Below are 11,883 nucleotides of genomic sequence, written 5' to 3' on the forward strand. Positions count from 1 at the left end.
CAAGGTCACCTATACCATAAGACGATAACCGTGCTTAAATTTGAAATATGAATAACTCTGACTACAAGAATCCTTCCCCAAGTAAAAGTCAACATGCGCTCATTGTGCAACAATTAGGTTTAAAAATAGTCTCTGGTGAAATAAAAGAAAACGAAAAACTCCCCAGTGAAGTTGAACTATGTGAAGAATTTAAAGTGAGCCGTCCTGTTTTTCGCGAAGCCATTCGTGTACTCAATGCAAAAGGCCTAACCTATTCACGACCAAAAATTGGAACCGTTGTACGCCCTAAAGATGAATGGCACCTACTCGATCCAGATGTACTTTTTTGGTTAATTCAAACCACACCAGAAAATGAATTTTTTAAAACTTTATCTACGGTTCGACGTGTATTAGAACCTGAACTTGCATATATAGCAGCAAGTACAGCAACAGATGAAGATATCCAAAAAATTCAAAATGCTTATAAAGACATGGAAAAAGCAAATAACGTTGAAGAGTTTATCTATCCTGATATTCAATTTCACTTAGCAATTGCGCAAGCCACACACAATGACTTGCTTGCATATATGCTAAAAATGCTAGTTATTCCATTACAGCAGTCTATTCAAGTCACAAGTTTAAGACCAAACTTGCAAAATCATTCTTTACCAAGACATAAAGCCATTTTGACCGCTATTGAAAATAAAGACCCTTTATCTGCACGCCATGCTTCATTAGTTCAATTACAAGATACTAAAGTTGCATATGACCAACTTAAAAAATAGTGCCATTTATATTTTAAAGTCATAAAAAAGCCCCCGAATATGGAGGCTTTTTTATTTTAACCAAGAATTAACCTGGGTAAATACCACGCTCTTTACGTGCACGTAAAATACGTTCACACGCTAGAATATAGGCTGCTGTACGCATTGTGCATTTATTATCAGCAGCACAATTCCAAACATCAGCTACAGCTTGAATCATTAATTTATCAAGACGTTCATTAATTTCAGCTTCACTCCAGAAGAAGCTAGCCATATCTTGAACCCATTCGAAGTAACTTACAGTTACACCGCCAGCATTACAAATTACGTCAGGCACAACAACAATGTTGCGACTTACTAAAACGTCATCGGCTTCTGGGTATGTTGGGCCGTTAGCACCTTCTAAAATCATTTTCGCTTTTAAACGTTGCGCACGTTCAACAGTAATTTGACCTTCTAATGCAGCAGGAATAATGATATCTGTTTCTACATCCCAGAAATCTTCATTATCAATTTGTTTAGCACCAGCAAAACCTAAAACGCCTTGCGTTGCTGCAACGTGTGCATGCAAACCTTCTAAATCGATACCATCAGCATTAAAGATTGTGCCTGTATGATCTTGAATACATACGATTTTAGATTTGTATTCGCTGAACAAGTTTGCAGCTTCACTACCAACGTTACCAAAACCTTGAACCGAAACTTTCGCACCATCTAGGCTTAAACCAATTTTTTTCGCAATTTCGTAACCTGTAATAAATACGCCACGACCCGTTGCTTTCACACGACCTAAAGAACCACCTAAATGAACTGGCTTACCTGTTACAACGCCAGTTACTGTGTGACCTTGGCTAGATGAATAAGTATCCATGATCCAACCCATTACATTCGGGTTAGTACCTACATCTGGTGCAGGAATATCTTTTTGAGGTCCAATAATATGGCTAATTTCGCTTGTATAACGACGTGTTAAACGCTCTAATTCACGTGGAGATAATGTACGTGGGTCAACACGAATACCACCTTTAGCACCACCAAATGGTAAGTTTACAACAGCTGTTTTAATGGTCATCCATGCTGAAAGTGCCATAACTTCATTAATTTCAACATCTGGATGGTAACGAATACCGCCTTTACCTGGACCACGCGAGAGGTTGTGTTGAACACGGTAACCTTCAAAATGACGAATACTACCGTCATCCATAATAATTGGAACATCTACAATTAAAGCACGTTTAGGACGCTTTAAAGTATCAACGTACTTTACAAGATCTTCACTTAAATATGGCGCAACGCGATCTACTTGTTCTAAAAACGTTTTCCAAGGACCATGTTCTGCATTTGCGTATGAGAGATTAGACATTTATATTCCTTTTATGAATTTATTGAGATCCTTATAGACTCTCTTTAAATTTCTTAACATTAGTTTCTAATTAAAACTTATTATTTGTATTCAAATATGCAACAAAGTATGCAATTAACCGATTGTAACAAAACTCGGTCATATACTGTGCAAAATTCGATAATTGATTTTTCAAATCAAAGTTTGAATGCCTCAACTATTTAAAAATACTTAATAATTTTAACCGAAAACTAATGCGCTTACAGTTGCGCGAAGTATAACAAAACGTTCTAAATATTCAGTAATTGAGTACAATTCAACAATTATCTTAACAATTTGTTACTTTCTTTATTTTCATCAGCTCATTTTAATTTAGTTAAATAATATTGAATAATGCTATTTCACAATATCTTCAATACTTTATTTTTAATTGGCTTTATTTCAAACCGCTCTGCTCTATATCACTCATTGGGCAACAAAAAATCTATTATGCAAATTCGCGATGGGATGACACTTTTAAATAGCGGATGTTTGAAAAACAAAATTGATTATTTGTGTGCATTTTGTCACATTTATTCATTTTTTGATCAAACGATATAATTCATATGAATTTGGATGTAAAAAGATTTATACAATATTCCACACCCAATACTCCATATTATTTTGATCATGAAAATTTTAAGCTTTTTATGCCTTACATTCATTCTTACAGGCTGTATAGGTACATCTAAAGATATAAAAAAAGCTGAAACATTATTAATTCAATTCCAATGCATAAATGTGGAAAGTGCCCAAATTCCGCATAGTTCGATTACTTCATATTATGAACAATCACTTTATTCATCAAAGCAAAAAGCAAGTTCATATATTGACAGTTATAAACATGGTGAAAAGCTTTTTGAGATTTCTTTACATGAAGTTGTAGAACAACAATATGCTATTTACAAAGAAGCCTGTCAAAGCCTAGGTGGTGTGACCAAGAACACAGACTAATAAGCATTAACTTAAAGCAAGCCGAGCTTAAATTATCAGCTTGCTTTTACACTCAATTATTCAGAAAAATAACGCGTGTCCACACTAAAGCTTTCTGGAAACTTAGCGTGAATATTTGAATAAAAACCCATGATTTCTTTCATGTCTTTATCCATATCACCAGAGGGATAAACAATTTTTCCAACACCTGTTTTTTTATTTGCATAATCCATATAAGCCAAAGCAATAGGTACATTGGCATTTACAGCGACATGATAAAACCCAGTCTTCCATTTTTCTTGTTTAGCTCGCGTTGCTTCAGGTGTTACCAACATGACAAGTTTAGGATGCGTCTTAAATAAGTCCGTCACCACCTGAACCATACTTAATCGCTCTTGCCCTGCTTCTTTCGGACGACGATCAATTCCAATTCCACCCATTGCACGCACAAAAGGCCCAAATGGAAGTTTCATATAGCTATCTTTAATGGTTAAGCGAACATTTACACCCAATGCTTTTAATGCAAGTCGTGCATAAAGTGCGTCCCAATTACTGGTATGTGGCGCAGCAATCATCACACACTGATCTAAATCTAAAGGCCAATGGTTGTCAATTTCCCACCCCATCAAACCTAAACTTTTTTCTGCAGCTTTTTCAAACACTAGAGTAACAACCAACCAATACATAAAGAGAGTGAATTCTATCAAGTGTAAAAATTAATAGAAGTAAAACTCTAAAAAAATGCATCTATTTATGCATTCACATATAAATAATAAAATGTAATTTCAATAATTAAAAAACATGACTTAAGTTTTAGAAATTTTCTGTAGATTTCTCATACATTGCTCGACCATTACATCGAGGATAATTTGTCTTTTCCGATACTGACTTCTTTTTTTAGATTGAACTTCTTCTAAATTTATTAAATTAGAAATAGGCTTAAAATGAAAATTTCCATCATCACTTATATGCGAGTCAAAATCTTGCCAAAAATGATTCAAATTTGCTTTCACTCTTGCTCGCTTACTTTTACGACGACTACTTTGAAAAGCATGGTTTTGATTAGATACACCAATAAGTGAACTTAAATGATAAAAATCTGCCATGATTGAAATTACATGAATCATTAATTGCTTTGGACGTAAACCATGTAATTGTTTAGTTAAATTTTTGATTAGCTCTGGACTCGTAACCTCGGGTTTTCCTCCCTGCAAGCCACCTATGAAAAATGTTGGCACATTATTATTCAAAATATATGTAAATGAAATTGTGTACTGAATTTGATTATTTAACTTCAAAATCAATGCCATCTCACCTTCATGTAAAAATGGTGCTTTATACTTCAAATAAACGGCCAAATCTTGAGATGTATCATCTCTTTCAATAGCCTGTTTCCAAAGTAACGTTTCTTCTTGAGAATAATGATTAGAATCAATATTTGATACAAGCCAATCATAATGGTCTTTTAAACACGCTAATGTTTGTTGTGGCTTAAATTGTCCACTTAAATACGGATATTGAGTTTTTAGATATAAGTCTGGACCATATGCTTTCTTCCAAGAAAGCATATCATTCGATGAGTTTAAGTATTCAACCCCAGCCATAATGTGCTTTCCAGTTGAAAAGATATCTAAAAATATAACGTAAATATTTAGATTTCGATTTTTGAATAAGGCAACTAGGCTCAATGAGCCAATGTTTTAAAATTTTATTTTGCATTATTTTATACATGTATTTTTTTGCAAACAATATCACATATATTTATTTTTATAAAAAACACATCACTTTTACAGTTGTTTTAATAAAAAACCCTGCTTTCGCAGGGTTCCTTTTAAATCAACTTAGAGGATTAACCACCAAATTGGTTCATTGTATTTTTAGAGTCATCACCAGCTTTCAATGCATTGTCACCAGCGAAGATTTCTTTGTGGTCATCACCGATGTCTGAACCAGCCATTGCTTGGTGTTTAACACATGCAATTGTACCGCGGATTTCTTTACGTTGTACGCCAGCAACATAAGCAAGCATACCTTCTTCACCGAAGTAACCTTTAGCAAGCTCGTGAGTTGAAAGCGCAGCTGTATGGTAAGTCGGAAGTGTGATCAAGTGATGGAACACACCTGCTTCACGAGAAGCATCTGCTTGGAATGTACGTACTTTTTCATCAGCATCTTTCGCTAATTGAGTTTCGTCATACTCAGCGCTCATTAATTTCGCACGGTCATAAGCAGAAACATCTTTACCTTCAGCAACATAACGATCATAAGTTTGTTGACGGAAGTTTAAAGTCCAGTTGAATGATGGGCTGTTGTTATAAACAAGCTTCGCATTTGGCACTGTTTCACGTACACGGTTAACCATGTGAGCGATTTCATCAACATTTGGCGTTGCAGTTTCAATCCAAAGTAAGTCTGCACCATTTTGAAGGCTAGATACGCAGTCAAGTACAACGCGATCAATTTGAGTGCCTTCACGGAATTGGTACAAGCCAGAAGCAAGACGCTTAGGACGGTGTAATTTACCGTTACGTTTGATTAGAATCTCATCTTCTTGCGCATCAGCGATGTCAATTTCAGAAGTTTCTAAGTAGCTGATATATTGAGAAGCGATGTCGCCTGGCTCTTTAACTACTGGGATTTTTTGAGTTAAGTCAGCGCCTTCAGAGTCAGTACGTGCAACAATGATACCGTCATCAAGACCCATTTCTAAGAATGCATAACGAAGCGCGTGGATTTTCGCGATGAAGTCTTCGTGAGGAACCGTTACTTTACCAGCTTGGTGACCACATTGTTTCGCGTCAGACACTTGGTTTTCGATTTGAAGTGCACAAGCACCTGCTTCGATCATTTTCTTAGCTAACAAGTAAGTCGCTTCTTCGTTACCGAAACCAGCATCGATATCTGCAATAATTGGTACAACGTGAGTTTGGAAACCATCGATTTGTGCAGTGATTTCAGCAGCTTTAGCTGTGTCGCCTGCTTCGTTTGCTTTTTTAAGCGCACGGAACAAGTCGTTTAATTCTTTCGCGTCAGCTTGACGAAGGAAAGTGTAGATTTCTTCGATTAATGCAGGAACTGAAGTTTTTTCGTGCATAGATTGGTCAGGAAGAGGACCGAATTCTGAACGAAGTGCAGCAACCATCCAACCAGATAAGTAGATGTAGCGACGATCAGTTGTACCGAAGTATTTTTTGTTCGCAATCATTTTTTGTTGTGCGATGAAACCGTGCCAGCAACCTAATGATTGAGTGTATTGGCTAGAGTCAGCATCATATGCAGCCATATCACGACGCATAATAGCAGCTGTATATTTCGCAATATCTAAACCAGTTTTGAAACGGTTTTGGATTTGCATACGCGCAGCATCTTCAGGACTGATGTCCGCCCAAGTGTTACCGAATTTTGCTTTTAATTCGCGGATTGCATCAATCGCTGTTTGATATGTTGTCATGATATTTTACCCTGTATGTATTTTTAGGATTTTTCAATTGAAAATTAAACTTGCTTTTAGGCTGTTTAATTTTCAACCGCTTCATTGCTATGGATACAGAGTAGATTGACTTAAAAAATTAATCCAATATTCTCTAAGAATCTTCACTATTTATTTAAAAAATATATAGATTAAAGTCTAATTATAATCAAAATACAGCAATATAAGTAATTGTTTTTAATAATATTTAATCTAAATTAATTTGTTTTATTTTCAATCAAATTGTTCATTTTTTATTTATTCGACTTAAGTCTGCCCCCTATTTAAAATATGAAAAATTGACTATTTTGACAGTAAAAATTTATCTTACAGTCAATTTAACATAGCAAAAAATGATCATTTTTAAGTCAAAATTTATTCCCTTATTTTTAAAGCTTATTTAATCCTGTAAATGAGCGTCAATTTTCACTGCTATTTTGTATTTATCTTCAATATTAATGATGAAGCTCCTTGATAACACTTTACTTTTAAATTCGACGCTCTTATTTTTATCTCGCTAATCTGTTGTTTTTTCCACCATATTTCTACACAAGCCCTACTCCTTATGGCATAATCACTATAATTTCTTGATTTTATTTTCGGTATTTCCTGTATGAATCTAGAGCGGGTAGATCTTAATCTTCTTATTTATCTTGATGTACTTCTTCGCGAAAAAAATGTAACTCGTGCCGCAGAACAATTGGGTGTCACTCAACCTGCAATGAGTAATATTTTACGCAGATTACGCAATTTATTTAACGATCCGCTACTTATTCGTTCTTCTGAAGGAATGACGCCCACTGAACGTGCTTTAGAACTTCAACCTCGCATTCGTGATGCGTTGTCTGATTTATCGATGATTTTAGAGCCGCGTACAGAATTCCGTCCTTATACATCTAACCGTGTATTTAGAATTATGACTTCAGATTATGCAGAGGCAACCTTAGTTCCCCGCCTAGTTAAAGCCTTACGCTCTGAAGCACCAAATGTCGTACTCGACTTTTTAACGCCTAGTGATGTGTCTTATCGAGATATGGAACAAGGTAAAGTCGATTTAGCCATTAATAGATTCAATGAAATTCCACAAAGTTTCCATCAAGTTTTAGTTTGGCGTGACAGCTTTTCTTGCTTGTTAAATAGTAAGCACCCTGCTGCAACCAACTTAAACTTAAAAAGTTATTTAGATGCACAACATATTTGGGTATCTAAAACAGGTATGGGCGTTGGCTTTGGTGTTAATCCTGAAAAACAAGCTGGCTTAGGCTGGATTGATCAAGCTTTAGAGCGTATTGGTCAAAAACGTAAAATTTCAGTATTTACCCGCCATTACCAAATGCCTGCATTACTTGCTTCAAATGTAGACTTAATTGCAACATTGCCAACGCGTATTGCAAGTTTACAATCGAATAGTCAAAATCTGTTAATTAAAGATCCTCCTTTTTATATTCCTGAATTTGAATTAAAAATGGCATGGTGCCCTTTACTTCATCATCATCCTGCACATCGTTGGTTACGCCAACTTATTCTATATGTTGCTCGTCAAATGATTGAAGAAGAGAATCGAGAGTTTTTATTAAATAACACTCAAAATTCAACTTATTAATTCCTATTTATTTATAAGTTCTTATTTATTAAGATTATCCTTTATGAACCTGAGCGAATATTTTTATATAACCTCAGGTTAATTTGTGTTAAAAATATTCATAATAATGATGAGCCACAGGTGGATTCGTGAGCCTTTTTCAAAATATTCTTATTATCTTAGTCCTTATTGCAGGGGCTGGATTTTTATCTTTAACTGAAATTGCATTAGCAGGTGCTCGAAAAGTAAAACTTAAGATTCTTGCTGAATCGGGTGAAGACCGAGCACAGAAAGTTTTAGATTTACAAGGTAACTCTGCAGATTTCTTTGCAGCGTCACAAATTGGTTTAAATGCTGTCGCAATTCTTGGCGGTATTTTAGGTGAAGGTGCATTTCGCCCCTACTTCATTAGCTTTGTAAACCAATTTTATGTTGGCCCTTGGGCAGAAACCATTAGTTTTACGCTTTCATTTACGTTAGTGACATCATTATTTATTTTATTTGCCGATCTTATGCCAAAACGCTTGGCAATGATCGCACCTGAAAAAATTGCCATTTCTGTTATTAACCCTATTCAAGTCTTTATTGTTGTTTGTAAACCTTTGGCTTGGTTTATCAATAGTTTAGCGAATTTACTCTTTCGCTTATTTAAAGTAAATACAACTCGTGATGACAACATTACTTTTGCCGATATTTCTGCAGTTATGGATGCAGGTGCGCAAGCAGGCGTATTGCAAAAGCAAGAACATCATTTCATTGAAAATGTATTTGAACTTGAAGAACGAAATGTCCCGTCGAGCATGACAACCCGTGAAAATGTCGTCTTTTTCACTCTCAAAGAATCTGAAGAAAGTATTCGTCAAAAACTGGCTGAATTCCCTTATTCTAAGTTTTTAGTCTGTAGTGAAAATATTGACGATGTGATTGGCTATGTAGATGCTAAAGATATTTTGGTTCGTATTCTAAATAATCAATCTTTACTACAACTCAATGAAAACACCATCCGTAATGTTTTAACCATTCCAGATACATTAACCCTTTCTGAGTTGCTCGATCGTTTTCGCTCAACCAAAGAAAAATTTGCTGTGGTGATTAATGAATACGCACTTGTTGTTGGTGTAATTACACTTTCAGATATCATGATTACCGTGATGGGTGATTGGGTTACCCCTATTGAAGCAGATTTGCAAATTATTAAACGTGACGAAAATTCATGGTTGATTGATGGTAGTACACCAATTGAAGATTTGAAGCATGCGCTTGAAATTGACACCATGCCAGATGATGAAAACTATGAAACCCTAGCTGGTTTTATGATGTATAAACTGCGTAAAATTCCACGTCCTGCTGACACGGTAATTTATGGCAATTATAAATTTGAAGTTGTCGATGTCGACCACTTTAAAATTGACCAGTTGTTAGTTACTCGCATCAATGAAGTTAACCAAACTATTGAAAAAGAATCAGAGTAATCTGATTCTTTTTTATATCACCACCTTATAAAAAAAGTGAAATTGATGACTAGTCTATTTCAACAAAATAGTATAAAAATTATTCTTTTGCACTTTTATTGATATAAAAACAATCGACTTTAGATGATTAAATAACCAAAAAAATCAACCAAATTACATGAATTAACACGTAATTACCTATACTTACACATATTCAAGATTATTTTCTCTCTTCGACATCAAATTTAAAATTTAAATTATTGTTTTTTATATACTATTTCCCCATAAAATGATCGAATAAATCACTTTTTTTCCACATTGTTTCTAATTCATCATTTTTTCACTACTATCGTAACGCTTTTAAGAAAAAATAATACTCACAACATAATTCAAAGGATTGAAATAATGCTCACCATTCTTGGTTTGGGTATGATTATCTGCTTCATGTATTTAATCATGTCTAGACGCCTAACACCGCTTGTTGCACTTACATTAATTCCCGTTCTATTTGCTCTAATTGCATACGGTCTTAGTTTCTTTGTAGAAGGACTAGACAATATTCACCTGAACGAGCTTGGTGAAATGATGCTTGAAGGCGTCAAAAAACTAGCACCTACTGGTGTGATGTTGCTTTTCGCAATCCTCTATTTTGCAATCATGATTGATACAGGTTTATTTGACCCCTCTGTAAAATGGATTTTACGCCTTGTAAAAGGTGACCCACTGAAAGTGGTCATGGGTACAATTACCTTAACTCTCATTGTTTCTTTAGATGGTGATGGTTCAACAACGTATATGATCTGTGTGGCTGCAATGCTACCGCTTTACAAACGCTTAGGTATGAGCCCGCTTATCATGGCATGTTTAATGATGCTTGCTAGCGGTATTATGAACCTAACACCTTGGGGTGGTCCTACTGCTCGTGCAGCAAGTGCTTTGCATGTAGACCCAAGTGATGTATTCGTTCCTATGATTTTACCTATGATATTTGCCATTTTCTGGCTTTATATCGTCGGCTTCATGTATGGCCGTATGGAACGTAAGCGTTTAGGTATTGTTGAATTAGATATCAGTCATGGCGATTCAATTCAAATTTCAACAAATCCTGAAGCGAACCGCGCACACTTACGTTGGTTCAATGCTTTACTGACTGTTGTACTTATGGTGTCATTAATTTATGGCATTTTACCAATGTCTATCTTATTCATGATTGCACTGAGTATTGCGCTTGTTGTGAACTATAAAGACATCGACATGCAAAAATCACTAATTGCAAACCATGCAGGTAGTGCTTTAAACGTGGTTGGTATTATTTTTGCGGCAGGTATTTTTACAGGTATTTTAGCAGGTACAGGTATGGTTGAAGCCATGTCTAAAGAGCTAGTAGCGATTATTCCTGAAAGTATGGGTCCTTTCCTAGCACCTATTACTGCTATTATCAGTATGCCTTTAACCTTCTTTATGTCAAATGATGCTTTCTACTATGGCGTACTTCCAATTCTGTCAGAAGCAGCAATTCATTATGGTATTAGCCCTGTAGAAATGGCACGTGCATCTATTGTTGGTCAGCCTGTGCATTTATTATCTCCTCTTGTTCCATCAACTTACTTACTTGTTGGCTTGGCAGGTATTGAATTTGGTGCTCATCAAAAATTCACCATTAAATGGGCAATTATTACCTGTTTAGTCATGCTTGTTGCTGCACTTGTATTTGGTGTGTTCCCTCTTTATTCAACACTTGGATAATATCTTAAGCATAAAAAAAAGCACCTTAGGGTGCTTTTTTATTGGCATTTAAAATACCGAACTAAAATTATTTGCTTAGTAAAGCATCTAAAACTGCTTGGTAGTGAATGTTAATATCATCTTCTAAAATCGTATATGCATTATCGAACTGAACCATCGGCCAGCCTTCTTTCCAAAATGGAAAAATATTGTGAAGACCAGAATTCACAATTGCATCTTCACGAACAATTGCTTGTGCTACTTGTGACAATACTTGTGCTGTTTCTGCACCGTCAATTGCTAAATAATCGATGCCACGTACTTTCAAAATACGAATACGGTCTTTTTTATAACGAATTTTTTTCGCCTGACCTTCGTTTAAGCCTAAAGCTAGAGTTACTGCCTCTACAAAACGCTCTTCAAATGCTGTATGCAATGCAACGAGTGCTTGTTTATGCGCTTCCTGACGACCTGCTTTACCGCCATTACGAATAATCTCTTTTGCTTCTATATTGAGCTCATCGTTTTTCATGGATTGTAAAATATCTACAATTTCGATATCGCTTAAAGATTCAGGAGATTGGTCAGTCATGAAATGC

Annotated in this window: 10 protein-coding genes; 5 read left to right on the forward strand and 5 right to left on the reverse strand. The window is 35.4% G+C overall.

The genetic code is table 11. The features are described from left to right. The first annotated feature begins 47 nt into the window (after positions 1 to 47). Positions 48 to 764: a FadR/GntR family transcriptional regulator gene (locus GTK57_RS01350; protein ID WP_152874025.1), complete on the forward strand. Its 717-nt coding sequence runs from the start codon at positions 48 to 50 to the stop codon at positions 762 to 764. 67 nt (positions 765 to 831) lie between these two features. On the opposite strand, the gene GTK57_RS01355 is transcribed toward GTK57_RS01350, so the two are convergent. After that, positions 832 to 2,106, reverse strand: a complete 1,275-nt coding sequence (locus GTK57_RS01355; protein WP_152874024.1) for a Glu/Leu/Phe/Val family dehydrogenase — start codon at positions 2,104 to 2,106, stop codon at positions 832 to 834. A 648-nt stretch (positions 2,107 to 2,754) separates the two neighbouring features. On the opposite strand from GTK57_RS01355, the gene GTK57_RS01360 reads away from it, so the two are divergent. Beyond that, positions 2,755 to 3,078: a hypothetical protein gene (locus GTK57_RS01360; protein ID WP_152874023.1), complete on the forward strand. Its 324-nt coding sequence runs from the start codon at positions 2,755 to 2,757 to the stop codon at positions 3,076 to 3,078. Positions 3,079 to 3,134: 56 nt separating this feature from the next. On the opposite strand, the gene GTK57_RS01365 is transcribed toward GTK57_RS01360, so the two are convergent. The 3 genes from GTK57_RS01365 to GTK57_RS01375 form a co-directional block, all read right to left on the reverse strand. Continuing rightward, on the reverse strand, positions 3,135 to 3,719 hold the full coding sequence (locus GTK57_RS01365) for a 1-acyl-sn-glycerol-3-phosphate acyltransferase (RefSeq protein WP_171522148.1): 585 nt from the start codon (positions 3,717 to 3,719) through the stop codon (positions 3,135 to 3,137). A gap of 144 nt (positions 3,720 to 3,863) precedes the next feature. Continuing rightward, positions 3,864 to 4,661, reverse strand: coding sequence for a DUF535 family protein (locus GTK57_RS01370; RefSeq protein ID WP_163120930.1), 798 nt, complete (start codon positions 4,659 to 4,661; stop codon positions 3,864 to 3,866). A gap of 245 nt (positions 4,662 to 4,906) precedes the next feature. After that, positions 4,907 to 6,508 carry an isocitrate lyase gene (locus GTK57_RS01375; protein WP_152874020.1) on the reverse strand — a complete coding sequence of 534 codons (1,602 nt, stop codon included), beginning with the start codon at positions 6,506 to 6,508 and terminating at the stop codon, positions 4,907 to 4,909. A gap of 631 nt (positions 6,509 to 7,139) precedes the next feature. On the opposite strand from GTK57_RS01375, the gene GTK57_RS01380 reads away from it, so the two are divergent. From GTK57_RS01380 to GTK57_RS01390, 3 genes are all read left to right on the forward strand, one after another. After that, complete coding sequence (locus tag GTK57_RS01380; RefSeq protein ID WP_152874019.1) at positions 7,140 to 8,129, forward strand: LysR family transcriptional regulator; 990 nt, start codon at positions 7,140 to 7,142, stop codon at positions 8,127 to 8,129. Between the two features lie 128 nt (positions 8,130 to 8,257). Beyond that, entirely contained in the window at positions 8,258 to 9,580 is a 1,323-nt protein-coding gene (locus tag GTK57_RS01385) for a hemolysin family protein (RefSeq protein WP_163120931.1), read from the forward strand. A gap of 384 nt (positions 9,581 to 9,964) precedes the next feature. After that, positions 9,965 to 11,305, forward strand: a complete 1,341-nt coding sequence (locus GTK57_RS01390; protein ID WP_163120932.1) for a CitMHS family transporter — start codon at positions 9,965 to 9,967, stop codon at positions 11,303 to 11,305. Positions 11,306 to 11,372: 67 nt separating this feature from the next. On the opposite strand, the gene GTK57_RS01395 is transcribed toward GTK57_RS01390, so the two are convergent. Then, positions 11,373 to 11,876: a hypothetical protein gene (locus GTK57_RS01395; RefSeq protein ID WP_152874017.1), complete on the reverse strand. Its 504-nt coding sequence runs from the start codon at positions 11,874 to 11,876 to the stop codon at positions 11,373 to 11,375. Positions 11,877 to 11,883: the final 7 nt, after the last annotated feature.

This window comes from Acinetobacter portensis (genome assembly GCF_010646905.1).
GTDB classification, from domain to species: Bacteria; Pseudomonadota; Gammaproteobacteria; order Pseudomonadales; family Moraxellaceae; genus Acinetobacter; species Acinetobacter portensis.

Excerpts from the sequence above, each read along its gene's own strand:
- GTK57_RS01350 (WP_152874025.1), top strand. The coding sequence starts at position 48 with ATGAATAACTCTGACTACAAGAATCCTTCCCCAAGTAAAAGTCAACAT.
- GTK57_RS01370 (WP_163120930.1), bottom strand. The coding sequence starts at position 4,661 with ATGGCTGGGGTTGAATACTTAAACTCATCGAATGATATGCTTTCTTGG.
- GTK57_RS01395 (WP_152874017.1), bottom strand. The coding sequence starts at position 11,876 with ATGACTGACCAATCTCCTGAATCTTTAAGCGATATCGAAATTGTAGAT.
- GTK57_RS01390 (WP_163120932.1), top strand. The coding sequence starts at position 9,965 with ATGCTCACCATTCTTGGTTTGGGTATGATTATCTGCTTCATGTATTTA.
- GTK57_RS01360 (WP_152874023.1), top strand. The coding sequence starts at position 2,755 with ATGAAAATTTTAAGCTTTTTATGCCTTACATTCATTCTTACAGGCTGT.
- GTK57_RS01355 (WP_152874024.1), bottom strand. The coding sequence starts at position 2,106 with ATGTCTAATCTCTCATACGCAAATGCAGAACATGGTCCTTGGAAAACG.
- GTK57_RS01375 (WP_152874020.1), bottom strand. The coding sequence starts at position 6,508 with ATGACAACATATCAAACAGCGATTGATGCAATCCGCGAATTAAAAGCA.
- GTK57_RS01380 (WP_152874019.1), top strand. The coding sequence starts at position 7,140 with ATGAATCTAGAGCGGGTAGATCTTAATCTTCTTATTTATCTTGATGTA.